Annotated in this window: 23 protein-coding genes; 3 read left to right on the top strand and 20 right to left on the bottom strand. The window is 71.4% G+C overall.

The genetic code is table 11. The features are described 5' to 3' along the window. Positions 1-6: 6 nt before the first annotated feature. From Val02_RS13845 to thyX, 5 genes are read right to left on the bottom strand one after another with little or no spacing between them, the layout of a single operon-like run. Positions 7-402 (bottom strand): DUF2784 domain-containing protein, encoded by a 396-nt coding sequence (locus tag Val02_RS13845; RefSeq protein WP_203899424.1) that lies wholly within the window; start codon positions 400-402, stop codon positions 7-9. A 3-nt stretch (positions 403-405) separates the two neighbouring features. After that, a complete protein-coding gene (locus Val02_RS13840; protein ID WP_203899423.1) occupies positions 406-1,908 on the bottom strand; it encodes an NCS2 family permease in 1,503 nt (500 codons plus the stop codon). A 54-nt stretch (positions 1,909-1,962) separates the two neighbouring features. Beyond that, positions 1,963-3,651 carry a ribonuclease J gene (locus tag Val02_RS13835; protein WP_203899422.1) on the bottom strand — a complete coding sequence of 563 codons (1,689 nt, stop codon included), beginning with the start codon at positions 3,649-3,651 and terminating at the stop codon, positions 1,963-1,965. 4 nt (positions 3,652-3,655) lie between these two features. Next, complete coding sequence (gene dapA, locus Val02_RS13830) at positions 3,656-4,600, bottom strand: 4-hydroxy-tetrahydrodipicolinate synthase (protein ID WP_203899421.1); 945 nt, start codon at positions 4,598-4,600, stop codon at positions 3,656-3,658. Positions 4,601-4,646: 46 nt separating this feature from the next. Beyond that, on the bottom strand, positions 4,647-5,399 hold the full coding sequence (gene thyX, locus Val02_RS13825) for an FAD-dependent thymidylate synthase (protein ID WP_203899420.1): 753 nt from the start codon (positions 5,397-5,399) through the stop codon (positions 4,647-4,649). 120 nt (positions 5,400-5,519) lie between these two features. Between thyX and Val02_RS13820 the strand changes: the two genes are divergently transcribed. Together Val02_RS13820 and Val02_RS13815 are read left to right on the top strand one after the other, a co-directional pair. Continuing rightward, positions 5,520-6,029, top strand: coding sequence for a hypothetical protein (locus Val02_RS13820; RefSeq protein ID WP_203899419.1), 510 nt, complete (start codon positions 5,520-5,522; stop codon positions 6,027-6,029). Positions 6,030-6,053: 24 nt separating this feature from the next. Next, positions 6,054-6,875, top strand: coding sequence for a DUF4097 family beta strand repeat-containing protein (locus tag Val02_RS13815; RefSeq protein WP_203899418.1), 822 nt, complete (start codon positions 6,054-6,056; stop codon positions 6,873-6,875). On the opposite strand, the gene Val02_RS13810 is transcribed toward Val02_RS13815, so the two are convergent. From Val02_RS13810 to Val02_RS13800, 3 genes are read right to left on the bottom strand one after another with little or no spacing between them, the layout of a single operon-like run. After that, positions 6,876-7,421 carry a DUF2752 domain-containing protein gene (locus tag Val02_RS13810; protein WP_239152849.1) on the bottom strand — a complete coding sequence of 182 codons (546 nt, stop codon included), beginning with the start codon at positions 7,419-7,421 and terminating at the stop codon, positions 6,876-6,878. Between the two features lie 4 nt (positions 7,422-7,425). After that, positions 7,426-8,682 carry a winged helix-turn-helix domain-containing protein gene (locus Val02_RS13805; RefSeq protein ID WP_373317890.1) on the bottom strand — a complete coding sequence of 419 codons (1,257 nt, stop codon included), beginning with the start codon at positions 8,680-8,682 and terminating at the stop codon, positions 7,426-7,428. Between the two features lie 43 nt (positions 8,683-8,725). Then, positions 8,726-10,075 carry a glycosyltransferase 87 family protein gene (locus tag Val02_RS13800; protein WP_239152847.1) on the bottom strand — a complete coding sequence of 450 codons (1,350 nt, stop codon included), beginning with the start codon at positions 10,073-10,075 and terminating at the stop codon, positions 8,726-8,728. A gap of 159 nt (positions 10,076-10,234) precedes the next feature. On the opposite strand from Val02_RS13800, the gene Val02_RS13795 reads away from it, so the two are divergent. Next, on the top strand, positions 10,235-10,825 hold the full coding sequence (locus Val02_RS13795; RefSeq protein ID WP_203899415.1) for a GNAT family N-acetyltransferase: 591 nt from the start codon (positions 10,235-10,237) through the stop codon (positions 10,823-10,825). Here Val02_RS13795 and dapB read toward each other — a convergent pair. From dapB to infB, 12 genes are all read right to left on the bottom strand, one after another. Continuing rightward, on the bottom strand, positions 10,814-11,572 hold the full coding sequence (gene dapB / locus Val02_RS13790) for a 4-hydroxy-tetrahydrodipicolinate reductase (protein WP_203899414.1): 759 nt from the start codon (positions 11,570-11,572) through the stop codon (positions 10,814-10,816). The genes Val02_RS13795 and dapB overlap by 12 nt on opposite strands. 13 nt (positions 11,573-11,585) lie before the next feature. After that, on the bottom strand, positions 11,586-12,872 hold the full coding sequence (locus Val02_RS13785) for a M16 family metallopeptidase (RefSeq protein WP_203899413.1): 1,287 nt from the start codon (positions 12,870-12,872) through the stop codon (positions 11,586-11,588). A 29-nt stretch (positions 12,873-12,901) separates the two neighbouring features. Next, complete coding sequence (locus Val02_RS13780) at positions 12,902-15,355, bottom strand: polyribonucleotide nucleotidyltransferase (RefSeq protein ID WP_203899412.1); 2,454 nt, start codon at positions 15,353-15,355, stop codon at positions 12,902-12,904. Between the two features lie 223 nt (positions 15,356-15,578). Continuing rightward, positions 15,579-15,848, bottom strand: coding sequence for a 30S ribosomal protein S15 (gene rpsO / locus Val02_RS13775; RefSeq protein ID WP_203899411.1), 270 nt, complete (start codon positions 15,846-15,848; stop codon positions 15,579-15,581). 69 nt (positions 15,849-15,917) lie between these two features. Continuing rightward, positions 15,918-16,892, bottom strand: a complete 975-nt coding sequence (locus Val02_RS13770) for a bifunctional riboflavin kinase/FAD synthetase (RefSeq protein WP_203899410.1) — start codon at positions 16,890-16,892, stop codon at positions 15,918-15,920. 10 nt (positions 16,893-16,902) lie between these two features. Beyond that, positions 16,903-17,847: a tRNA pseudouridine(55) synthase TruB gene (gene truB, locus Val02_RS13765; RefSeq protein WP_203899409.1), complete on the bottom strand. Its 945-nt coding sequence runs from the start codon at positions 17,845-17,847 to the stop codon at positions 16,903-16,905. A gap of 7 nt (positions 17,848-17,854) precedes the next feature. Beyond that, complete coding sequence (locus tag Val02_RS13760; RefSeq protein ID WP_203899515.1) at positions 17,855-19,177, bottom strand: MATE family efflux transporter; 1,323 nt, start codon at positions 19,175-19,177, stop codon at positions 17,855-17,857. Between the two features lie 304 nt (positions 19,178-19,481). Next, positions 19,482-19,694, bottom strand: coding sequence for a DUF6186 family protein (locus Val02_RS13755; protein WP_203899408.1), 213 nt, complete (start codon positions 19,692-19,694; stop codon positions 19,482-19,484). Further along, positions 19,691-20,107: a hypothetical protein gene (locus Val02_RS13750; protein ID WP_203899407.1), complete on the bottom strand. Its 417-nt coding sequence runs from the start codon at positions 20,105-20,107 to the stop codon at positions 19,691-19,693. Before Val02_RS13750 ends, Val02_RS13755 begins: the two co-directional genes overlap by 4 nt. A 107-nt stretch (positions 20,108-20,214) precedes the next feature. Next, positions 20,215-20,691, bottom strand: a complete 477-nt coding sequence (rbfA, locus tag Val02_RS13745; protein WP_203899406.1) for a 30S ribosome-binding factor RbfA — start codon at positions 20,689-20,691, stop codon at positions 20,215-20,217. Positions 20,692-20,782: 91 nt separating this feature from the next. After that, positions 20,783-21,076, bottom strand: coding sequence for a DUF503 domain-containing protein (locus Val02_RS13740; protein ID WP_203899405.1), 294 nt, complete (start codon positions 21,074-21,076; stop codon positions 20,783-20,785). Positions 21,077-21,144: 68 nt separating this feature from the next. Next, positions 21,145-24,177: a translation initiation factor IF-2 gene (infB, locus tag Val02_RS13735; protein ID WP_203899404.1), complete on the bottom strand. Its 3,033-nt coding sequence runs from the start codon at positions 24,175-24,177 to the stop codon at positions 21,145-21,147. Positions 24,178-24,186 lie beyond the last annotated feature (9 nt).

The following is a 24,186-nucleotide window of genomic DNA, read 5'->3' as shown; positions in this document are numbered from 1 at the left end:
GGGGAGCTACGACGAAACCTCGGTTTTGGTGGCCGTGTTGGCCGTCCTGTTCCGACGTCGGCGCAGCAGGTAGGCGCCGGCCCAGGAGCCGAGCACCACCACGCCGACCAGGATCTGCAGCGCGAACGTGTACCGCTCGGGATAGAGCACGCCCTCGATGTACCGGTCGATGAAGCCGGCCGTGGCGCCCCGCCCGCCCGCCCGCCGCCGCGCCCAGTACTCGGCCTCGGTCAGCGGACAGGTGAGCGGAACGCCCACCACGGCCACCCCCCACGCACCCGCGAGGAGATGCGGCCAGATCAGCTTCGGCCAGCGCCACGCCAGGAACCCGCCGAACACCACGTAGCCCAGGTAGGCGAAGTGGAGTCCCAACAGGACGGTGACCAGGGTGTGCCAGCCCACGTTCTAGAAGATAAGGCTCTCGATCGGCGCACGCAGGAAGTAGACGACGAACAGCGCCGCGGCGACCCACATCAGCACGCCCACCTCGCGCGCCTTGCCCCGAACGGCCTTGAGCAGCACGAACGCGATGAACGCCGCCCCGATCCCGGCCGAGATCGAGTACGTGAACGGCATCAGCACGATCGCCAGGAACGCCGGGATACCGATCTCGTAGTCCGTCCAGTCGATGCCCCGCACCGAGGTCATCATCAGGAAGCCGACCACGATCAGCGCCACCGACGCCGCCTCGAACGGCACCACCGTGACCAGCGGGGAGAAGAACATCGCCAGCAGGAACAGCGCACCCGTGACGAGGTTCGCCACGCCGGTGCGCGCGCCCTCGGCGACCCCGGAGGCCGACTCGATGTAGGAGGTGTTGCTCGACACGCTCGCCGCGCCGCCGGCCGCAGCCGCGATCGAGTCCACCAGCAGGATCTCCCGGGTGCGCGGCGGCGTGCCGTCCTCCCGGATCAGCCCGCCCTCGGGACCCGCCTCGTAGCCGACCGCGACCATCGTGCCCATGGTGTCGAAGAAGTCCGTCACCAGCAGCGTGAAGACGAACATGACCGCCACCAGCACACCGGCCGACTCCCACGCCCCCAGCACGCTGAACTTCCCGAGCAGCCCGAGATCCGGCAGCGCGAACACCTTGTCCGGCCAGCTCGGGACGTTGAGGCTCCAGCCGTTCGGGTTCGCCTTGTCCGGCGGCGTGAACGACGGCCCCACCTTGGCGAGCGCCTCCACGACGATCGCCAGCACCGTCCCGAACGCGATCCCGATGAGGATCGCCCCGCGCACCTTCCGGACCACCAGCACGAGCGTGACGAGCAGCCCGGCCACGAACACCACGGCCGGCCACCCGGTCAGCATGTTCGCGGTGCCGAGCTGCAGCGGCGGCGACGCCTTCCCGCTGGAGCGCACGACCCCCGCGTCCACGAAGCCGATGACGGTCAGGAACAGCCCGATCCCCACCCCGATGGCGATCTTCAGCTGCGCCGGCACCGCCCGGAACAGCGCCTCCCGCAGCCCGGTCAACACGAAGATCGTGATGAGCAGGCCCTCGATGACCACCAGGCCCATCGCGTCGGCCCAGGTCATCTTCGGCGCGATCTCGAGCGCCACCAGCGCGTTCACGCCGAGTCCGGCCGCCAGCGCCAGCGGGAACCGCCCGACGACCCCCATCAGGATCGTGACGACACCGGCGACCAGTGCCGTCGCCGCCGCCAGCTGCGTGATCGGCAGCGTCGCGCCGGTGCTGTCCTTGGCGTTGGCCAGGATCAGCGGGTTGAGCACGACGATGTAGCTCATCGTGAAGAACGTCGCCAGCCCGCCCCGGATCTCCCGCGCGAGCGTCGAACGCCGCGCGCTGATCTCGAAATAGCGGTCGAACGCGTTGCGCGGCGCATGCGGCGCCTCGGGCGGGGGCCCGGGCGGGATGTCGGGGGCGGGGGTGTCAGTCGCGGCCATGGATGGACGCTAAAGAACCCCCGTTACAACCGCATGTCGAGGTCGATCCCTCTTTCAGACCTCGACAACCGTGGGAACGATCATGGGGCGGCGGCGGTACTTCTCGTTGACCCAGCGGCCGACCGTGCGGCGCACGATCTGCTGCAGCTGGTGCGGATCGGTGACCCCGTCCCCCGCCGCGCGCAGCAGCGCCTCCGTGATCAACGGCAGCACCGCGTCGAACGCCGACGGGTCCTCGGAGAACCCCTTGGCCGACACCGTGGGCCCACCGACGACCTTGCCGTTGACTGAGTCGATCACGACCGTCGCCGAGATGAAGCCGCCGTCGCCGAGGATGCGGCGCTCGGTCAGCAGCGACTCGCTCACGTCGCCGACCGCGAGCCCGTCGACGTAGACATAGCGCGAACGCACGTGCCCGACCAGGCTCGCCCGGCCGCCCACCAGGTCGACGACGTCGCCGTCCTCGCACAGCACCACGCGGTCCGCCGGCACCCCGGACTCGATCCCGAGCTGGGCGTGCGCCCGCAGGTGCCGCCACTCCCCGTGAACGGGCATGAAGTTGCGCGGCTTGACGACGTTGAGCAGGTAGCGCAGCTCACCGGCCGGCGAGTGGCCGGAGACGTGCACCTTGGCGACGTCCTTGTGCACCACGACGGCACCGGCCCGGGAGAGCCGGTTGATCACCCGGTAGACGGCGCTCTCGTTGCCCGGCACCAGCGACGACGCCAGCACCACGGTGTCGCCCGGCGCGATCGTCACGTGCCGGTGGTCGCCGTTGGCCATGCGGCCCAGCGCGCTCATCGGCTCGCCCTGCGAACCGGTCGACATCATCACGATGCGCTCCGGCGGCAGGGACATCGCCTCGTCCATGCCGACCACGAGACCGCCCGGGATGTGCAGCAGTCCCAGGTCGCGGGCGATGCCCATGTTGCGCACCATCGACCGGCCGATGAACGCCACCTTCCGGTCGTGTTCGTGGGCCGAGTCGAGCACCTGCTGCACCCGGTGCACGTGCGAGGCGAACGACGCGACGATGATCCGCCCGCGCGCCTTCGCGAAGATCCCGTCGAGGACCGGCCCGATCTCCTTCTCCGGCGTGACGAAGCCCGGGATCTCGGCGTTTGTCGAGTCGGAGAGCAGCAGGTCGACGCCCTGCGCGCCCAGCCGGGCGAACCCGGCCAGGTCGGTCAGCCGCCCGTCGAGGGGAAGCTGGTCCATCTTGAAGTCGCCGGTGTGCAGCACGGTGCCGGCCGGGGTGGTGATCGCGACGGCCAGCGCGTCCGGGATCGAGTGGTTGACCGCGAAGAACTCGCACGTGAACGGCCCGAGCCGCTCGGTCTGCCCCTCGCGCACGGTCAGCGAGTACGGCTCGATGCGCCGCTCGGCGAGCTTCGCCTCCACCAGCGCGAGCGTGAACTGCGACCCGACGACCGGGATGTCGGGCTTGTGCGCCAACAGGTACGGCACGGCACCGATGTGATCCTCGTGCCCGTGCGTGAGCACGATGGCGTCGATCGCGTCGAGCCGGTCCAGGATCGGTGCGAAGTCCGGCAGGATCAGGTCCACGCCGGGCTGCTCGACGTCGGGGAAGAGCACCCCGCAGTCGACGATCAGGAGCCGCCCGCCGAACTCGAACACGGTCATGTTGCGACCGATCGCGCCGAGCCCGCCGAGCGGGGTGATGCGCAGGCCTGAGGCGGCCAGCGGTGGCGGCGGACTGATCTCCGCCGGAGCGTTCGTCATGCAGTTATCCCTGTGTGTGAATATGCGCCATCTGCTCGGCACTGCCGAGGGTGTATCCCGCCTCGGCGCAGTCCTCGCGCAGGCGCGCGACCTCGGCCGCCGTGGCGTCGAGCAGCGGCGGCCGCATCGGCCCCGCGGGAAGCCCGGCGAGGTTGAGTGCCGCCTTGGTCAGAATGGCCCCCTGCGTGCGGAAGAAGCCGCAGTACGCGGGGAGCAGCTCGTGGTGCAGGCGCAGCGCCTCGGTGACGTCACCGCGCTCGAACGCCTCGATCATCCGCTTGGTGGGCGGCCCGAACAGGTGCGTCGGCACCCCGACGACACCCACCGCGCCGACCGACAGCAGCGGCAGCGTGAGCATGTCGTCGCCCGAGTAGTACGCCAGGTCGGAACGCTTCGTGACCCACGCCGTCTCGGCCAGGTCGCCCTTGGCGTCCTTCATCGCGACGATCCGCGGGTGCTCGGCCAGCCGCACGATCGTCTCCGTCGCGAGCGCGACACCGCTGCGGCCCGGGATGTCGTAGAGCATCGCCGGCAGGCCGGTCGCCTCGGCAACCGCCGTGAAGTGGCGGACCAGCCCTTCCTGCGGCGGCTTGTTGTAGTACGGCGTCACGACGAGAACGCCGTCCGCACCGGCCTTTTCGGCGGCTCTCGCCAGTTCGACCGAGTGGTTTGTGTTGTTGGTCCCGACGCCCGCGACGACGCAGGCCCGGTCACCGACCGCCTCGACCACGGCGCGCAGGAGGGTGTCCTTCTCCGCGTCGGAGGTGGTCGGGGACTCCCCGGTGGTGCCACTGATCACCAGGCCGTCGTGCTCCTGGCTGTCCACCAGGTGCGTTGCCAGACGCTGCGCTCCCTCGACGTCGAGCGAGCCGTCGGCACCGAACGGGGTGATCATCGCGGTCAGCAGGCGCCCGAAGGGCCGCTGGGGATCCGAACCGGTGCGGGTCATACCGAACAACCTAGCGAACCGCACACCGGGTCCGCCGCCGGAGGTGTCACGACTCCCAGGTGTACGCGCTTGCCGCGATCTCCGACCCGTCGGCCAGCGTGGAGATGGTGAAGTCGGCGAAGACGTTGGCCGCGATCTTCTGCAGGTGCCGCAGGCACTCGACGGCCAGGGCGCGGATCTCCACGTCGGCGTGCTCGGTCGCGCGCATGGCGATGAAGTGCCGCCAGGCCCGGTAGTTGCCGGTCACGACGATGCGCGTCTCGGTGGCGTTGGGCAGGACGGCGCGGGCCGCCTGGCGGGCCTGCTTGCGGCGCAGCGTCGCGTTCTCCACGTCGGCGAAGCGCTCCTCCAGGCCCTGGAGCAGCTCGGTGTACGCCCGGACGCTCGCCTCCGTGGCGGCGACGAACTTGGCGTGCAGCTCCGGGTCCTCCGCGATCACGTCCGGCTCGACCATCGCGGCGTTCTTCTCGGGAACGTAGCGCTGCGACAGCTGCGAGTACGAGAAGTGCCGGTGGCGGATCAGTTCGTGGGTGAACGACCGGGAGACACCCTCCATGTAGAACGTCACCGTCCCGTGCTCCAGCACGGAGAGGTGACCCACCTCGAGGATGTGCTTGAGATAGCCGGCGTTGGTGGCGGTGGCCGGGTTGGGCTTGCTCCAGGACTGGTAGCACGCGCGCCCGGCGAACTCGGCCAGCGCCTCGCCGCCCTCGGCATCGGTCTCCCAGGGGACCTCCGGCGGATTCGAGAAGTGCGTCCACGCGATCGGAGTGATTGTCGGGCGCACCATCTCAGCCATGGCCGCCACCCTAGATCCGCCGCTGGTCGGGGGGCAAACCCGCATACCCGCACGGAGCGACATCATGATGACATCACCACATCGTTGCCATGACGCCATCTGTGACGTCATAGTGGCGTCATGGACCTGACCCCGTACCTCGAATCGCTCCGCCGGGAGCTGCGGGCCAGCGCCGCCCCGGCCGGTGAGGACGCCGCGCGCACCGCCGAACTGTTGGGCAACGCCCTGGACTCCGCCGCACGCCTGTGCCTGCTGGAAGCCCTCTCCGACGCCGCCGCCGAGATCACCTCGAAGCTCAGTTCCGCCTCGGTGGAGGTGCGCCTGCGCGGGCGGGAGGCGGAGTTCGTGGTGACCGAGCAGACGCCCGAACCGGCCGCCGCCCCGCACGCCACCAAGATCCCGGACGGCGGCGACACCGCCCGCATCACGCTCCGCCTGCCCGAGCAGCTCAAGGAGCTCATCGAGAACGCCTCCTCGACCACCGGCGCCTCGGTCAACTCGTGGCTCGTGCACGCCGTCGCCGGCGCCCTCAACGGCATGCCGCCGGCGCCGCCTTCACCGCCGTTCCCGCCACAGCCGCCGCACGGTCGGGGCAAGGGCCGGCGGATGACCGGTTACGCCCAGGCCTGACCCACCCACCCAGGAGGAATGACGATGCATGAGTTCCCGGTCAGCGGACCGATCCGCGCCTCGATCACGATCAGCGCCGGCGACGTCACCGTGACCGCCGAGGAGCGCGACACCGCCACCGTCACCGTCGAGCCCTACGACAGCGGCGGCGCCGCCCGGGAGGCCGTCGAGCAGACCCGGGTCACGTTCGACGACGGCGAACTGCGCGTCGAGACGCCGCAGAGCGGCTGGATCTGGCGGCGCGGCTGGCGGGTGCGGGTGCACGCCCGGATCCCGTTCGACAGCGAGCTGCGGGTCAGCGCCGGCGCCGCCGACACCCGCGCGAACGGCCGCTACTCCACTGCCCAGGTGGCGCTGGCCAGCGGCGACCTGATCCTCGACGACGTCACCGGCGCCGCCAACATCACCACCGCCAGCGGCGACGTGCACGTCGGTACGGTCGGCGGCGACCTGCAGGTGCAGAGCGCGGCCGGCGACGCCCGGGTCGGCGCGGTCGGCGGGGACGCGCTGCTGCACAGCGCCAGCGGCCACCTGCGCGTCGGCACCCTCGCCGGCTCGGTCACCGCGCGCAGCGCCGCCGGCGACATCGAGCTGCGCGAGACCCGCCAGGGCGAACTGCGCCTCTACAGCGCCTCCGGTGACATCGCGATCGGCGTCGCCCCCGGCACCGCGCTCCGGCTCGACCTCAACACGCTCTCCGGCCGCACCCACAGCGACCTGCCGGTCGGCGACACACCGCCCACGGGCCGCGGCACCGACCTGGAGATCAACGCCCGCTCGCTCAGCGGCAACGTGAGCGTCTTCCGGGCGGCCGCGCCGAAGGTCTCGACCGAGAAGGCCGCCTGATCAGACGTAGAAGAGGGTGAAGGGCGCGAACGGCAGGTTGCGCAGCACCGTGAAGACGGCCCACGCGCCCAGGAACCCCCACACGAGCGGCATCGACAGCCGCGGCATCGGCAGCCGCCGGTGGAACACCACACCCGCCACCCACGCCACGTACGCGTAGGCGATGAACGGCACCATGAACACGAACAGCAGGTGGTGCTGCGCGGCGGCGGCCAGATCGCCGTGCGCCAGGAACCACGCCGCCCGGGTACCGCCGCAGCCCGGGCAGTCGAACCCGGTCGTCAGCCGCACCAGGCAGGCGGGAACGTCCGAGGCCCCGCCGTCGGTCGGGTTGAGCGCCAGCACGTAACCGGCGGTGGCCAGGCATCCACCGGCGACGGCCGCCGGGCCGAGCCACTTCGGCAGCCGGGCGAGGAACCGGTCCAACCTGCCCTGCGGATAGGCGTGGCCGCCGTACGCACCGGCGGCGACGGGGGCGCCGTATCCGTCCGGCGGGGCCGGATACTCGACCGCCACAGGCTGCTGAACGGGGGACGGGGAGGTCACACCGTCACGGTACACGCAGGCCGGTAACGGCACCGACCTCGACGGACGGCCGCAGGGCATCGGTGAGCGCCGTCGCCAGGTCCCCGGACTCCGGCGCGGCGACCTCCCTCAGCCCGAGCCATCCGGCCAGCCGGTACAGCTCCGCCGCCAACGCCTCCGCGACCTCGCCCGGCCCTGGGTCGCGGCGCGTCCGCGGCGGCTCCACCCAGGCGGCCGGCACCCGCAGTACACCCGCCTTACGGTCGGCCTTGAGATCCACCCGCGCCACGAGCCGGTCCCCGAGCAGGAACGGCAGCACGTAGTACCCGTGCACCCGCTTCGGCGCCGGCACGAAGATCTCCAGCCGGTAGTCGAACCCGAACAGCCGCGCCACCCGCGCCCGCTCCCACATCAGCGGGTCGAACGGGCTGACCAGCGTCGCCCCGGTGATCCGGCGCGGCAGCCGGGCTCCCTCGTACAGGTAGGCCGGCGCGCTCCACCCCTCGACCCGCACCGGGCGCAGCTCCCCCGCGTCGACCAGCTCGGCGACGGCCGTGCGGGTGCCCTCCAGGGAGAGCCGGAAGTAGCCGCGCAGCTCCGGCTCCGCCGCCACACCCAGCCCCGCCGCGGCGACGCGCACCAGGTCCCGGTGGGCCTCCTCGACGGACGGTGTCGGCGCGGCCAGCACGGCGGCCGGCAGCACCCGCTCCGGAACGTCGTACAGCCGCGCCCACGCCGTGTTGCGGCCGGCGGCGGTCACCTCACCGGTCCAGAACAGCGCCTCCAGCGCGGTCTTGACCTCGGACCAGTTCCAGCCCCAGTTCCTGCGGCGGGGGCCGGTGTCCTCGATCTCCCCGGCCGTGACGGGACCGCGCTCGCGCACCTCGGCGAGCACCCGCTTGACCAGCTCCGGCTGCTCCTGCGCGATCCGGCCCGGGGCGCCCCACGCGTGGCCGCGTGCCATCCGCCAGCGCAGCGCCGGGTGCAGCCCGACGGGCAGCAGCGACGCCTCGTGCCCCCAGTACTCGAAGAGCTCGCGCGGGGCGCGATAGGCGGCACGGTCCAGCAGGGCCGTCGGGTAGGGGCCGAGCCGGCTGTAGAGCGGCATGTAGTGCGCCCGCATGAGGACGTTGACCGAGTCCATCTGCAGGAGGCCAACCCGGCGGATCACCCGCCGGAGGTGCCGCACGTCGGGCACCCCCGTGGGGCGGGGATCGGCGAACCCCTGCGCGGCGAGCGCGATCCGCCGCGCCTGGGCGAGCGAAAGGAGATCCTCAGTCATCACCCGGCACGCTACCGGCCGGGTGTGACAGAAGTCGGCCCGCTTACTGCTGGTCGGCTCCGACCAGGCGGCGCGCCGGGGCCGGCACGGTGACCGTGGCGGCCGGCGCCGGCAGCTCCGGCTCCGCCTCGATCTTCTCCGCCGAGGCGGCCTCCGACTTCGGGCGCGCCACCGGCGCCAGCGGCAGGACCACCAGCAGCATCAGCGACAGCCAGACGTAGGCGTTGCTGCCCACCCAGCCGGCGAACGTGTCGAACTTGCCGTTGAACGCCCACACCAGCCGGCTGCACATGATCATGTACGTCACGGCGGCCGTGCCGATCAGCCAGTTGCGCCGGCGCTTCGACACCCCCGGGTCGAACGCCCGCACCACGAGCAGCACCAGCGCCGGCATCACCCACACCAGGTGGTGCACCCACGAGATCGGGCTGATCAGCACACCGAGCGCACCGGTGAACGCCAGCCCGCTGGCCTCGTCGCCGCGCTGCACCGCCCGGTGCGAACGCCACGCCCACACCGCCAGCACGGCCAGCACCAGCGCGATCCAGACCAGCTTCGACGGCTGGGACGGGTCCCACCGGTTGGTCAACCCGCTCAGCGCCTGGTTGGAGACGAACGACTGCGACCCCACGCGGCTGGTGTTCCACAGCGCGTCGGTCCAGAACTCACGGGTGGCGTCCGGGGCGACCGCGCCCGCGAACAGCGTCGCGGCGGCCGTGGTGCCGCTGGCGACGACCGCCGCCCGGTACCGCCGGGTGACGATCAGGTAGACGATGAACACGCCCGGCGTCAGCTTGATGGCTGTGGCGATGCCGATCCCGACACCGGCCACGCTGCGGTTGTTGCGCACCAGGAGCAGCAGGTCGCCGGCGACGAGCACCAGCAGCACCGAGTTGACCTGCCCGAAGAGGAACGTCTCGCGCATCGGCTCGAACGCCACCGCCAGCGCGGCCGCCACGCCCAGCACGAACCAGGCCGGCTGCCCCAGGCGCTTGGCCAGCGGCTTGGTGAGCCAGTACAGGACGGCCACGGCCCCGATGACCGTCATCGACACGCTGATGAAGACGGCGAGGTTCCACTCCAGGAACGCCATCGGGATCATCAGCAGCGCCGCGAACGGCGGGTACGTGAAGCCGTACTTGGTGTTGGTCAGCAGGTAGTCGTAGATCTCACCGGTGCCGTCGACCCAGTAGTTGAGGGCGCCGTAGTACACCTGCATGTCGAACCAGGCGTGCCGGACGGCGAAGAACGCGTCGAACACGAGGGCGCAGAGGAACAGCGCCGCCACGACGCCGATCCGCTTGGCGGTCGGGCTCGGGTGGCGCAGGCGCATGACGGCGCCGGTCCGGCCCGCGTCGACACCCTCCGGTGCCGGCACGCGCTGGGTCGTCACTCGTCCTCGCTCTGCCACGCTGACGTTCCTCCCGATCGATACCGCGGACCCACGTCTACCCGTAAACGCGAGATCCAACATCCAACACGCACAAGGGTGACGGCCGTACGTGCCACCCCGCACTCCTCGTTACGAAACCGGTACGTACCCTTTGCTGTTATGGCGCTGGGTTACGTCCGGGTTGCGCGCCCCGACGACGTCGTCGACATTGCGCGGATCCAACTCACGACCTGGCAGGTCGCTTACCGTCGGTTGATACCCCGCACGGTACTGGATCAGCTCAACGTCGAGTGGCTGTCGGAGCAGTGGCACGGCGCCGTAACGGCGCCCCCAACCCCGGAGCACCGGGTATTGATGGCGATTGAGCAGGCCGAACGGGAATCCGTCGCCGAGCCGGCACCAGCGTACCGTGTCGGATTTGCGGCGTCAGGCCCCGCGGACGCGACCACTCTCGCGCCTGACGAGAATCACAATGCGTTGAGTGACCGCGTGGTTGCGATCACTGAACTGTTGGTGGAACCCCGTTGGGGGAGGCGCGGCCACGGAAGCCGGCTTTTGGCCGCGAGCGTGGACCACTGGCGTACAGACGGTTACGAAACCGCGGTTACATGGGTGTTCCGTGACGATGTCGCGACGGTCAAATTTCTGACGTCCACCGGCTGGGCCCCGGACGGTGCCGCCCGGGCCCTCGACGTCGACGATCTCCTCGTGCCCCAGATCCGGATGCGGACCGAGATCTCAGCCGAGTAGGGGACCCAGCCCCACGGTCAGCCCCGGCCGTCCGGTCACGGCGCGGACCGCCAGCAGCACACCCGGCATGAACGACGACCGGTCCAGCGAGTCGTGCCGCAGGGTCAGCGTCTCGCCGACGCCGCCGAAGAGCACCTCCTGGTGCGCCACGAGGCCGGCCGAGCGGATCGAGTGCACCGGGATCCCCCGCACCCGTCCGCCACGCGCGCCCTCCAGCTCGTCCTTCGTCGCGTCCGGAACATCACCCAGCCCGGCGGCCTCACGGGCCTCAGCGATCAGCTCAGCGGTCCGCAGGGCGGTGCCGCTCGGCGCGTCGAGCTTCTTCGGATGGTGAAGTTCGATCACCTCGACCGACTCGAAGTACCGCGCGGCCCGCTGGGCGAACTCCATCATCAGCACCGCGCCGAGCGCGAAGTTGGGCGCGACGACCACGCCGACCTCGGGCCTGTTGCGCAGCCACGCCTCGACCCGGTCCAGCCGCGCCGGCGTGAACCCGGAGGTCCCCACCACGGCGTGGATGCCCTGCTCGACACACCAGTGCAGGTTGTCCATCACGACGTCCGGGGTGGTGAAGTCGACCACGACCTCGGCACCGGCGTCCTGCACGGCGAACAGCCCGTCGCCGTCGTCGACCATCGCCACGAGTTCGAGGTCGTCGGCGGCGTCGACGGTGCGGCAGACCTCGGCACCCATCCGGCCGCGGGCGCCGAGCACCCCGACCCGCACGGGTTCTCTCTCTTCGGACACGGGGGTAAGCCTCTCAGGCAGCGACGGCGGCGGAGAAGTCCCGGTCGCCGAACGGTCCGAGGACCGCCAGCGAGGGCGTACAGGTGAGCAGTTCGGCGGCCACGCCCGCCACGTCGTCCGGGGTGACGGCGTCGATCCGGGCCAGCAGCTGGTCGACCGTGAGCAGGTCGCGGTGCAGCAGCTCGCCCTTGCCGATGCGGCTCATCCGGGACCCGGTGTCCTCCAGGCCCAGCACCAGTGCGCCCTTGAGCATGCCCTGGCCGCGGGCCACCTCGGCGTCGGTCAGGCCGGTCGCGGCGACCCGGGACAGTTCCTCGCGGGTGATGGCCAGCACCTCGTCGGCCTTGCCGGGCGCGCAGCCCGCGTACACCGCGAAGATCCCCGCGTCGGCGTAGAGGGAGGTGTAGGAGTAGACGGAGTACGCGAGGCCGCGCTTCTCCCGGATCTCCTGGAACAGGCGGCTCGACATGCCCCCGCCGAGCACGTTGTTGAGCACGCCGAGCGCGAACCGGCGTTCGTCGTCGCGCGGGATGCCGGCGCAGCCGAGCACGAGGTGCGCCTGCTCGGTGTCCTTGTCCACCACCGACACCAGCCCCGAACGCACCGGCACCAGGCCGCCGCTGCGCGGGGCGACCGGGGCCGCCGGGCCGCCGACCCCGGCGAGGGCCGCGGTGACCTGGGCGACCACGGCGTCGTGCCGCAGGTTGCCGGCCGCGGCCACCACGATCGACGGCGGCGTGTACCGCGAACGGTAGAAGTCGTTGATCCCGTCGCGGGTCAGCGCGGAGATGCTCTCGACGCTGCCGCTGATCCGCCGGCCGAGCGGGTGATCACCGAAGACGGACTCGGTGAAGACGTCGTGCACCTCGTCGCCGGGTTCGTCGTCCTGCATGGCGATCTCTTCGAGGATCACGCCCCGCTCGGTCTCGACGTCGGCCGGCGCGAGGACCGAGTTGGCCACCGCGTCGCACAGGATGTCGACGGCGAGCGGCAGGTCGGTGTCGAGCACCCGCGCGTAGTAGCAGGTGTACTCCTTGGCGGTGAACGCGTTCGTCTCGCCGCCGACGGCCTCGATGCCGGCCGAGATGTCCAGCGCGCTCCGCTTCGGGGTGCCCTTGAACAGCAGGTGTTCGAGGAAGTGCGAGACGCCCGACTGCTCGTCCGTCTCGTCGCGGGAGCCGATCCCGACCCAGATCCCGACAGAGACACTGCGCACGCCGGGGATGTCCTCGGTCAGCACACGCAGGCCGTTGGGCAGGACGGTGCGGCGCACCGTCCCGCCCAGGGCGTCGTCAGTCATGTAGCGCGTTCCTCGGGGGTGTCGAAGGATCAGCTGTGCCGGTTGCGACGCCGGCGGAACTCGCCGCCGCCTTCGCCACCCTCGCCGCCTTCGCCGCCGCCCTCACCTTCCGGGCGGGTGCCGCCCTCGGCGCGCGGCACCTCGCCACCGGCGTCACGGCGCGGGCCGCGGTCGCCACGGTCGCCGCGCGGGCCGCGCTCACCGCGTTCCCGGTCACCACGGTCGCGGGGGCCACGGTCGCGCGGACCGCGGTCGCCACGGTCGCCACCGCGCTCGCCGCCCTCGGCGGCCGGGGCCACCTCACCGTCGGGACGCACCTTGTCCAGGTAGATCTTGCCGCGGGCGTCGATGTCCGCGATCTGCACCTCGACCTTGTCGCCGACGTTGAGGAAGTCCTCGACCTTCTCGACCCGCTTGCCGTCGCCCACCTTGGAGATGTGCAGCAGGCCGTCGCGGCCGGGCAGCAGCGAGACGAACGCGCCGAACGCGGCCGTCTTGACCACTGTGCCGAGGAACCGGTCGCCCACCTTCGGCAGGGTCGGGTTGGCGATGGCGTTGATCCGCTCGACGGCGGCCTGGGCCGACGGCCCGTCGGTGGCGCCGACGTAGATCGTGCCGTCGTCCTCGATGGTGATGTCGGCGCCGGTCTCGTCCTGGATCGCGTTGATCATCTGACCCTTGGGGCCGATCACCGCACCGATCTTGTCGACCGGGATCTTCACCGTGGTCACCCGCGGCGCGTAGTCGGACATCGACGCCGGCTCGGCGATCGCCTCGGCCATCACGTCGAGGATCGCGTGCCGCGCCTCGTGCGCCTGCTGGAGGGCCGCCGCCAGCACGTCCGACGGGATGCCGTCGAGCTTGGTGTCCAGCTGCAGCGCCGTCACGAAGTCACGGGTGCCGGCGACCTTGAAGTCCATGTCGCCGAACGCGTCCTCGGCCCCGAGGATGTCGGTCAGCGTGACGTACTCCGTCTTGCCGTCCACCTCGTCGGAGATGAGCCCCATCGCGATGCCCGCGACCGAGGCCTTCAGCGGCACGCCGGAGGCGAGCAGCGACATGGTCGACGCGCAGACCGACCCCATCGAGGTCGAACCGTTGGAGCCGAACGCCTCCGACACCTGCCGGATCGCGTAGGGGAACTCCTCACGGGTCGGCAGGACCGGGATCAGCGCACGCTCGGCGAGCGCCCCGTGCCCGATCTCGCGCCGCTTCGGCGCACCGACCCGGCCGGTCTCACCGACCGAGTACGGCGGGAAGTTGTAGTTGTGCATGTAGCGCTTGGACTTGGCCAGGCCCAGGGTGTCCAGGGTCTGCTCCAGGCGCAGCATGTTGAGCGTGGTGACACCCATGATCTGGGTCTCGCCGCGCTCGAAGATCGCCGAACCGTGCACCCGCGGCAGCACGCCCACCTCGGCGGTCAGCGGCCGGATGTCGCGCAGCCCCCGGCCGTCGATGCGGATCTGCTCGCGGAGCACGCGGGCGCGCACCTCGTTCTTGGTGACCGAGCGCAGCGCGGCACCGATCTCCTTCTCGCGCCCCTCGAACCGGCCCGCGAGACGCTCGGTGGCCAGTTCCTTGATCGCGTCGAGCCTCTCCTCGCGCTCCGCCTTGGGGGCGATGGTCAGCGCCTCGGCGACCTCCGCGCGAACGGCCTCGGCGACCGCCTGGTACACGTCGTCCTGGTAGTCGAGGAAGACCGGGAACTCCTGGACCGGCTTCGCCGCGACCTCGGCCAGCGCCGACTGCGCCCGGCACAGCTCCCGGATCGCCGGCTTCGCCGCCTCCAGGCCGCTCGCCACGACGTCCTCGGTGGGGGCCGTGCCGCCGCCGCGGATCAGCTCGATCGTGTGCTCGGTCGCCTCGGCCTCGACCATCATGATCGCGACCTCACCGTCGGGCAGCGCCCGACCGGCGACGACCATGTCGAACGTCGCCTTCTCCAGCTCCTCGTTGGTCGGGAACGCCACCCACTGCCCTTCGACGTGGGCCATGCGGGTCGCGCCGACCGGGCCGCTGAACGGCAGCCCCGAGAGCTTGGTCGACATCGAGGCGGCGTTGATCGCGACGACGTCGTACGGGTGCTGCGGGTCGAGCGCGAGAACCGTCTCGACGACCTGGACCTCGTTGCGCAGCCCCTTGACGAAGCTGGGCCGCAGCGGCCGGTCGATGAGGCGGCAGGTGAGGATCGCGTCCTCGCTGGGCCGGCCCTCGCGGCGGAAGAACGAGCCGGGGATCCGGCCCGCCGCGTACATCCGCTCCTCGACGTCGACCGTCAGCGGGAAGAAGTCGAACTGCTCCTTCGGGTGCTTGCTGGCCGTGGTGGCCGACAGCACGACGGTGTCGCCGAGCTGCGCGATGCACGAACCGGCGGCCTGCTTGGCCAGCCGCCCGGTCGAGAAGATGATCTCGCGGGTACCGCGCTCGCCGTTGTCGATCACGGCGCGGGATTCCTGGGTGCCGAGCGCGTTCTGCTCAGTCATGTTCTTTGAAACTCCTTCGGTCGGGTAGGCCCGTGTTCTCGAGCCGTCCGCGACCGGTCTTCGATCGAAGCTCGCGGTCCGCGTCGAACCGAAAGCCACTACCGAGGACCGGGGCAAGGACGCGCCCACGGGCTCAGATGTTCACCAAGTGTACGTGTCGACCGTCTTGCCGACACTTAAGCAAAGGGGAGCGGCGCCCTCGCCGCTCCCCTTTGTGTGATCACTACCGGCGCAGGCCGAGCTTTTCGATCAGCGCGCGGTAACGCGCGATGTCGGTGCGCTGGAGGTAGTTGAGCAGCCGGCGGCGGCGGCCGACGAGCAGCAGCAGGCCGCGGCGGCTGTGGTGGTCGTGCTTGTGCGTGCGCAGGTGCTCGGTCAGGTCGAGGATGCGCTTGGACAGCATCGCGACCTGGACCTCCGGCGAGCCGGTGTCGTTCTCCGAGGTCCTGTGCTGCGACATGATCTCGGTCTTCTGGGCAGAGTCGAGCGCCATGATCTCCCTTTGATTTACTGCTGAAATGTCCGCACCCCGCGGCGTCGGGCAGGCGTGCGGCCGGGTTTCTCACCCAGTGGACGGCTCCACCTTATCAGGCCCACCGAGGATCACCCTGGTCGCGGCCACGTCGTCCGTTATCTGGGCGATCAACGGTTCGATGCCGGTGTATGCGCGCTGCTCGCGCAGGCGGGCCACGAAATCCAGACCGACGCGTTCGCCGTAGAGATCTCCGTCGAAATCGAGGGCGTACGCCTCCACGCGTCGTTCCTGTCCGTGGAACGTCGGATTGGTGCCCACGCTGATCGCCGCCATCAGCGGTGCGTGGCCGGTGCGCAGGAGCCGGCCCGCGTACACGCCGTCGGCCGGGACGGCCGCCCACGGGCCGGTCAGCAGGTTGGCCGTGGGGAACCCGAGTTCGCGGCCGCGCCGGTCGCCCCGCACCACCACGCCCTCCAGCCGGTGCGGCCGGCCGAGCGCACGCGCCGCGGCCGGCATGTCCCCCGCCGCCACCAGCGAACGCACGTAGGTCGACGAGAACACCGCGTCTGTTGAGGCAAGCAGGGCCTCGTCGCTGACCAGGTCCGCCGCCTCGACCCCGAACCCGAACGTGCGGCCGAGCCGGCGCAGCATCGTCACGTCGCCCGCGGCCCGGTGCCCGAAGCGGAAGTTCTCCCCCACCACGACGGTGCTGGCGTGCAGCCGGTCGACGAGCACGTCGTGCACGAACACCTCCGGCGCCAGCCGCGAGAAGTCCAGCGTGAACGGGATGACGCACAACGCCTCGACACCCAGCGCGGCGACCAGGTCGGCCTTGCGGCCCGGTTCGGTCAGGACGGCCGGGTGCGAGCCGGGCCGCACCACCTCCGACGGATGCGGGTCGAACGTCACCACCACCGCCGCCACGCCCTGCTCCGTGGCCCGCTTCACGGCGTGCCCGATGATCTGCTGGTGCCCGCGGTGCACCCCGTCGAACACCCCGATGGTCACCACCGAACGGCCCCACCCGGCCGGAACGGCCGACAGCCCCCGCCACCGCAGCATGCCCACTCCTTTACACGAGAACGATCTCGGGGCGCGCCTTGCCGTCGCGTTCGGAGACCACGGCCAGCACCTCCCCGTCGGGGTCGAACACCGCGTAGGGCCCGCTGATGCCCACGCTCGACAGCGGACCTCCGTGGCTGAGCGTCTTCGCCTCGGACTCGTCCGCGTCGCGCCGGGGCAGGAAGCGCGCCGCGGCCTCGCTCAGGGTCAGCGTGACGGGGTCGTCGCGCTCCGCCAGTTCCCCCAAAGTGGCCGACTCGGCGAGCGTGAAGGCCCCGACGGAGGTCCGGCGCAGGGACGTCAGGTGTCCGCCGACACCGAGGGCGGAGCCGAGGTCGCGCGCGATGGCCCGGATGTATGTACCCGAGGAGCAGGCGACGTCGACGTCCACGTCGACGTGCGGCCCGGCGCGGCGCACGTCGAGCACGTCGAGCCGGGAGACCGTGACCCGGCGGGCGGCCAGCGCGACCTCCTCGCCCGCACGCACCATCTTGTACGCCCGCTGTCCGTTGACCTTGATGGCGCTGACCGCGCTCGGCACCTGGTCGATCTCGCCGGTGAGCGCCGCGAGGCCGGCCCGCACCGCCTCGTCGGCGACGCCGCTCGCGTCCGCCTCGGCGGTGACCTCCCCCTCCGCGTCGTCGGTCACCGTCGCCTGTCCCAGCCGGATCGTCGCGGCATACGACTTGTCGGAACCGATGATGTAGGTCAGCAGTCGGGTCGCCCGCTCGACCCCGAGCACGAGAACGCCCGTGGCCATCGGGTCGAGCGTGCCGCCGTGCCCCACCCGTCGCGTCCTCGCCAGCCTGCGCACTCTCGACACCACGTCGTGCGAGGTCATGCCTCCCGGCTTGTCCACCACGACCAGTCCACCGCGTCCCACCGTGCCTCCTGTTCGCGACTGCGGTGCTCGCAAGCTGCGCCCTTGCGTGCTCACGGGGGATAAGCGTGCCATGCGGCGTTCACCGGCTGGCGCCGACCACCGCCCACCGCCCGGAACGCACCCGCCACAGCATCGCCACCAGCCGCACCAGGATGAACAGCGTCAGCGCCGCCCACACGCCGCCCAGCCCGAGGTCGAGCCAGCGCGCCACGAGCGCACCCGGCAGGTAGGCGCCGAGCGCCGCGGCGATGGTCAGGTTGCGCAGGAACACCGCGTCGCCCGCGCCGAGCAGCACCCCGTCGAGCGCGAACACCACACCGGCGGCCGGCTGCATCGCCGCGAACCACGGCCAGGCCGTCCACGCCTGCGCGTGCACCAGCGGATCGGGACTGAACAGCTGTGGCAGGAACGGCGCACCCGCCCCGATCACCGCCGCGAAGGCGAACCCGGTCACGAGCCCCACGCCGGCGACCCGCCGCGCGACGGCCTTGGCGCCGGCGACGCGTCCGCCGCCCAGTTCGGCACCGACCAGCGACTGCGCGGCGATCGCCACCGCGTCCTGCGCCAACGCGGTGAACATCCACAGCTGGAGGGCGATCTGGTGCCCGCCGAGGGCCGCCGCGCCGAACCCGGCCGCAACGGTCGTGGCCCCCAGGAACGCCCCCTGCATCGCGGCCCCGCGCACGACGAGATCGCGCCCGAGCACCACCTGCTGCCACAGCACCGCCGGATCGGGCCGCAACGACACCTTCTCGCTGAACAGCGCCCGCGCGAAGAGCACACCGGAGACGGTCTGCGCGACGGCGTTGGCGACGGCGGAGCCCACCAGCCCCAGCCCGAACGGGTACACCAGCAGCGGGCACAGCAGGGCGGAGAGCCCGCACGCGCCCAGCACGAAGAAGAGCGGCCGGCGGGTGTCCTGAACGCCGCGCATCCAGCCGTTGCCGACGGTGGCGAGCAGCAGCCCGGGAACGCCCAGCGACGCGACGCGCAGCCAGTCGGCGGCGGCCTCGGCCACCCCGGCTTCGCCGCCCGCCATGAGACGGGTCAGCGGCGGTCCACCGACCTGCAGGACAAGAACGATCACCAGGCCGGCCGCGAGGGCGAGCCACGAACCCTGGACGCCCTCCGCGACGGCCGCGGCGCGCTGGCCCGCCCCGAAGCGACGGGCCGCACGCGCGGTGGTGCCGTAGGCGAACACGGTGCCCAGCCAGGCCGCAACGGTGAGGACCGCGCCCCCTAGTGCGAGCGCGCCCAACTCGGTCCGGCCGAGGTGTCCCACCACGGCGGTGTCGACGAGTACGTAGGTCGGCTCGGCGGCGAGCACGACCAACGCGGGAACCGCCAGCGCCGCGATCCGGCGCAGCCCCGGCAGCTCGGGTGATGCGGTGTGCGGACTCAGCCCCGGCGGTCCATCGACATCTGCAGGGCGGCGCGGGCGCGCTCGGCCGGCGTGGACTGCTCGGGCTTCGGCTGCGGCTTCGGACGATCGGACATGACAGGTCTCCCCTGACGGTGCTGCTGGTGATACTGCGATCCGGAGGGCGCCGACCGGGGTCACCGGCTCGTGGTACCGACCGTGGTGGTCACGTGGTTGGAGACCGCTGTTCACTCCACGCTAGCCCCGCGTTCCATCCTTTGGAGCGGTCATCCCGGCCACTGGGAAGCAAGCCGCGTGTCAGAAATTTGCTACCTGGCAAAATCTGCTATCTGGCAAAGAAATGCCAGCCGACCCACCACCAGAAGCCCAGCAGCGCGATGCGGCCCACGGGCAGCCGCCCCACCCGGTACGACAGCACGTGCCCGCACAGGTCGCCGAAGGTCGGCAGGTCGGCGTCGGGCCGCCGGGCCCGCCACTCGAGGATCGCGAGACAGGCCAGCGCCGCCAGGAACGCGGCGATCGTCAGCACCCGGGTCATCGCCGCACCAGCCCCCAGAACGCCAACAGCCACCCCAGGAACCCCGCCGCGCGCACCGGGTACCGCTCCAGCCACGGGTCGGCGAGCAGCGAGAGCGTGGGATGTTCGGGCGTGGAACCGAGCACGAAGGAGACTGCCTCCATGCCGGCGAGCACCCCGGCCGGCAGGAGCCACCGGGTGGACCCCTTCGGCCAGCGGCGGGCCGGGGATCGACCCGTGAGCGGCCGGTACGTCACCCCGGCCCAGAAAAGCGCGCCGCCCACGCCCAGAACGAGCAGGTTTGCGGCGAGGGAGAAGGACGGCAGTCCACCGGCCACCAGTGCGATCGGAACGAACGCCCCGGCCACCAGCAGCCGGGTGCGGGTGTCGGCGGGTGCGGCCGCCGTCACGGATGAGCCGTCACCAGCCTCCATCCATCGATTGTGACCATAGGGTCACCCCGACGGAAGGGGATTACACCCTGAGACGGAGCCGGGGAGATCACCCGACTCCGCCCCAGGGTCATGGATCGGTTGTCCGGTCAGCGGTCCCTGGACGCGACCGAATCCAGATCGACGGTCTCCGATTCCTCGTCCTCGTCGTCGTCCACCTTGTACGGCTGCGGGTCGCCGGCGTAGTGCGCGCCCGCCGCGAGCCGCTGCACCTCCGCGTCGGCGGTTCGGGCGGCCGCCAGCAGCTCGTCGATGTGCTTCGCCTGGTCCTGCACGTTGTCGAGCACGAACGTCAGGCTCGGCGAGTGTCGCAGGCCGAGGGCCTTGCCGACGGTGCTGCGCAGCAGCCCCTTCGCGCTCTCCAGCGCCGCCGCCGTGCCCGCCTCGGCCTGCGCGTCCCCGAGGACGGTGTAGAAGACGGTGGCTTCCCGAAGATCGGCCGTCAGCCGCGCGTCGGTAATGGTGATCATGCCAAGGCGGGGGTCCTTGATCTGGGTCCGCACGACGGACGCGACAAGTTCGCGTACGCGCTCGGCGTGGCGACGCACCCGTGCCGGGTCGGACATCTCCCTCACCTCCCACAGTTCCGCCCACCGGAAGGGCGGACGTTTTGACATTACCCGCCCTCGCGAGCGCGATACCTTGCGGCCGTGGGCGTCAGTCGTCGTCGCCGTACAGCCGGCGCTTGACGGAGAGCAGCTCCGTCTCGGGGCGGCCGGCGATGAGGCGTTCACACGAGTCAAGGACGGTGCCGACGTGGGCCGCGTCGGGCGCGACCACCGCGACCCCGATCTCGGACCGGCCGTGCAGGTCCAGATGACCCACCTCGGCGACCGACACCTCGAACTTGCGCAGCGCCGCCACGATCGGCCGCACGTAGGCGCGCTTGGCTTTCAGATTCCGGGAGTCACCCGGCAGCAACAGGTCGAAAACAGCGGTACCAGTGAACATCAACCACCCTCTTCCTAGATGGAACGAGGGTCCGACCCTGACGGCCGGACCCTCGCACACTTCAGGTACTACGAGCGGGGCTTCTCCCGCATCTCGAACGTCTCGATGACGTCCCCGACATTGATGTCGTTGTAGTTGCCCAGGTTGATACCGCACTCGAAGCCCTCGCGGACCTCGGTGGCATCATCCGTGAACCGACGCAGCCCGACCACCGTGAGGTTGTCGGCCACCACGGCACCGTCGCGGATGAGCCGCGCCTTGCCGTTGCGCCGGATGAGCCCGGAGCGCACCAGCGAACCGGCGATGCTGCCGAAGCGGGACGACTTGAAGACCTCGCGGACCTCGGCCGTACCCAGCTCGACCTCTTCGAACTCCGGCTTGAGCATGCCCTTGAGCGCGGCCTCGATCTCCTCGATGGCCTGGTAGATGACGGTGTAGTACCGGATCTCCACGCCTTCGCGCTCGGCCAGCTCGCGGGACTTGCCCTCGGTGCGGACGTTGAACCCGATGACCACCGCGTCGGACGCGCTGGCCAGCATGATGTCGCTCTCGGTGATGGCACCGACGCCACGATGGATGATCTTGAGCTGAACCTCGTCGGACACCTCGATCTTGACGAGGGCGTCCTCCAGGGCCTCCACCGAACCGGACACGTCGCCCTTGAGGATGAGGGTGAGCGAGGTCTTCTCGCCCTCCTTGATCTGCTCCATGAGCGTTTCCAGCGTGGCGCGACCGCGGCTGTTGGCCATCTGCGCCGCGCGCCGACGGGCCTGCCGCTGCTCGGCGATCTGCCGGGCGGTGCGGTCGTCATCCGCCACCAGGAACGTGTCACCCGCGCCGGGCACGGCCGTGAGGCCGAGCACCAGCACCGGACGGGCCGGACCCGCCGACGCCACCGGCTTGTGGTGTTCGTCGAGCATCGCCCGGACGCGGCCGTAGGCACCACCGGCGACGATCGCGTCACCGACGTTGAGCGTGCCCTTCTGGACCAGCACCGTCGCCACCGGACCGCGACCGCGGTCGAGGTGACCCTCGATCGCGATACCCTGCGGCGCACCGTCGGCCGGCGCCCGCAGGTCGAGCGACGCGTCCGCGGTGAGCAGCACCGCTTCCAGCAGTCCGTCGATGTTGATCCGGCTCTTCGCCGAGATGTTGACGAACATCGTGTCGCCGCCGTACTCCTCGGCGACCAGGCCGTACTCGGTGAGCTGCTGGCGCACCTTGTCCGGGTTGGCGTCCGGCTTGTCGATCTTGTTCACCGCCACGACGATCGGCACCTCGGCCGCCTGCGCGTGGTTGAGCGCCTCGATCGTCTGCGGCATCACGCCGTCGTCGGCCGCCACCACCAGCACCACGATGTCCGTGGCCTGGGCACCACGGGCACGCATGGCGGTGAACGCCTCGTGACCCGGGGTGTCGATGAACGTGATCGCACGGTCGTTGCCGTCGTGCTCCACGTGCACCTGGTAGGCACCGATGTGCTGGGTGATGCCACCCGCCTCACCGGCGACCACGTTGGCCGAACGGATCGCGTCGAGCAGCTTCGTCTTACCGTGGTCGACGTGGCCCATGACGGTCACGACCGGCGGGCGCGCCACCAGGCGCTCCTCGTCGATCTCGGCGTCGAGGTCGATGTCGAACCGCTTGAGCAGCTCGCGGTCCTCGTCCTCCGGGCTGACGATCTGCACGTCGAAGCCGAGGTGCTCGCCGAGCAGCAGAAGCGTCTCGTCGGAGCACGACTGCGTCGCGGTCACCATGTCGCCCAGGTTGAACATCTCCTGGACCAGCGAACCCGGGTTGGCGTCGATCCGGTCGGCGAAGTCCGACAGCGAGGCACCACGCGGCAGCCGGATGACCTGGCCCTGACCGCGCGGGGCGCCCGAACCCATCGTCGGTGCCGACAGGTTGTCGAACTCTTGACGCCGCTGCTTCTTCGACTTGCGACCCCGCGTCGGACGCCCACCGGGACGCCCGAAGGCACCCGCGGCACCGCCGCCACGACCGCGACCGCCGCCACCACCGGGACGACCGGCCATGCCCCCACCTGCGGGAGCACCACCGCCGCCACCGGGGCCACCGCGGTAACCGCCGCCGCCACCACCGGGAGCGCCGCCGCCGGGTCGGAACCCGCCGCCGCCACCACCGCCGGGACCGCCGCGGAACCCGCCGCCGCCACCACCGGGACGACCGGCACCGCCGCCGCCACCGGGACCGCCGCGGAAGCCTCCGCCGCCACCACCCGGACGACCGGCACCGCCACCACCCGGACCGCCGCCCGGACGCGCCGGACGCTGGCTGGGCATCTGCGACGGGTTCGGCCGCGGGCCGCCCATGGAGGCCGGGCTCGGCCGGGGCGGCATCGAGGCCGGGTTGGGCCGCGGGATGGAGTTCGGCGTCGGGCGCCCGCCACCGGCAGCGGCGGGGTTGATGCCGAACGGGTTGTTGCCGCCGCTACGCGCCGGCGGACGCGGCGTCGCGCCACCGGCCGGGCCGGGACGCGGACCCGCGGGAGCGCCACCCGCCGGACCGGGCCGGGGGCCGGGGCGCGGACCCTGCGACGGGCCGCCCTCGGCCGGCGGCTGGCGCCGGGTCTGGGTGTCGCGCTGCTGCGCCGCCCGGGCCGCCTTCATCGCGGATTCCTGGTCGGCCTTGAGCTTGGCGGCCCGCTCCTCGGCGGCGGCCACCTCGATGTCGTGCGCACTCGTCGGCTTCATCACCGGGGCGGCCGGCGCTGCCGGCGTGGCGGGACGCGGCGGTCCGGGGACCGGACCACGGGAGCCACCGCCACCGCCACCGGCCGGCGGGGAGACCCGCTTCGGCGGCGGCGGCCCGGGACGGGCACTGGTACGGGGCGGAGCCGGACGGCCCGGCACGGCGGCCGGGGTGGCCGGTGCGGACGGAGTGGACTTCGCCTCGGCGGGCTGCGCCGACGGGGCTGCGCCCGCGGCATAGTGTGCGCGCAGACGCCGGGCGACCGGCGCCTCCACCGTGCTCGATGCTGATTTGACGTACTCGCCCAGCTCCTGAAGCTTGGCCAGAACGGTCTTGCTCTCGACCCCGAGCTCCTTGGCGAGCTCGTGTACGCGGGCCTTTCCTGCCACTGCACTCCT

This window comes from Virgisporangium aliadipatigenens (genome assembly GCF_016863615.1).
Taxonomy (GTDB): domain Bacteria; phylum Actinomycetota; class Actinomycetes; order Mycobacteriales; family Micromonosporaceae; genus Virgisporangium; species Virgisporangium aliadipatigenens.
The sequence above is the reverse complement of the archived record's forward strand: the minus strand, read 5'-3'. Positions and strand labels throughout refer to the sequence as shown.

Excerpts from the sequence above, each read along its gene's own strand:
- Val02_RS13840 (WP_203899423.1), bottom strand. The coding sequence starts at position 1,908 with ATGGCCGCGACTGACACCCCCGCCCCCGACATCCCGCCCGGGCCCCCG.
- Val02_RS13835 (WP_203899422.1), bottom strand. The coding sequence starts at position 3,651 with ATGACGAACGCTCCGGCGGAGATCAGTCCGCCGCCACCGCTGGCCGCC.
- dapA (WP_203899421.1), bottom strand. The coding sequence starts at position 4,600 with ATGACCCGCACCGGTTCGGATCCCCAGCGGCCCTTCGGGCGCCTGCTG.
- thyX (WP_203899420.1), bottom strand. The coding sequence starts at position 5,399 with ATGGCTGAGATGGTGCGCCCGACAATCACTCCGATCGCGTGGACGCAC.
- Val02_RS13820 (WP_203899419.1), top strand. The coding sequence starts at position 5,520 with ATGGACCTGACCCCGTACCTCGAATCGCTCCGCCGGGAGCTGCGGGCC.
- Val02_RS13815 (WP_203899418.1), top strand. The coding sequence starts at position 6,054 with ATGCATGAGTTCCCGGTCAGCGGACCGATCCGCGCCTCGATCACGATC.
- Val02_RS13805 (WP_373317890.1), bottom strand. The coding sequence starts at position 8,682 with ATGACTGAGGATCTCCTTTCGCTCGCCCAGGCGCGGCGGATCGCGCTC.
- Val02_RS13795 (WP_203899415.1), top strand. The coding sequence starts at position 10,235 with ATGGCGCTGGGTTACGTCCGGGTTGCGCGCCCCGACGACGTCGTCGAC.
- Val02_RS13785 (WP_203899413.1), bottom strand. The coding sequence starts at position 12,872 with ATGACTGACGACGCCCTGGGCGGGACGGTGCGCCGCACCGTCCTGCCC.
- Val02_RS13780 (WP_203899412.1), bottom strand. The coding sequence starts at position 15,355 with ATGACTGAGCAGAACGCGCTCGGCACCCAGGAATCCCGCGCCGTGATC.
- rpsO (WP_203899411.1), bottom strand. The coding sequence starts at position 15,848 with ATGGCGCTCGACTCTGCCCAGAAGACCGAGATCATGTCGCAGCACAGG.
- Val02_RS13770 (WP_203899410.1), bottom strand. The coding sequence starts at position 16,892 with ATGCTGCGGTGGCGGGGGCTGTCGGCCGTTCCGGCCGGGTGGGGCCGT.
- truB (WP_203899409.1), bottom strand. The coding sequence starts at position 17,847 with ATGGCACGCTTATCCCCCGTGAGCACGCAAGGGCGCAGCTTGCGAGCA.
- Val02_RS13755 (WP_203899408.1), bottom strand. The coding sequence starts at position 19,694 with ATGACCCGGGTGCTGACGATCGCCGCGTTCCTGGCGGCGCTGGCCTGT.
- Val02_RS13750 (WP_203899407.1), bottom strand. The coding sequence starts at position 20,107 with ATGGAGGCTGGTGACGGCTCATCCGTGACGGCGGCCGCACCCGCCGAC.
- rbfA (WP_203899406.1), bottom strand. The coding sequence starts at position 20,691 with ATGTCCGACCCGGCACGGGTGCGTCGCCACGCCGAGCGCGTACGCGAA.
- Val02_RS13740 (WP_203899405.1), bottom strand. The coding sequence starts at position 21,076 with ATGTTCACTGGTACCGCTGTTTTCGACCTGTTGCTGCCGGGTGACTCC.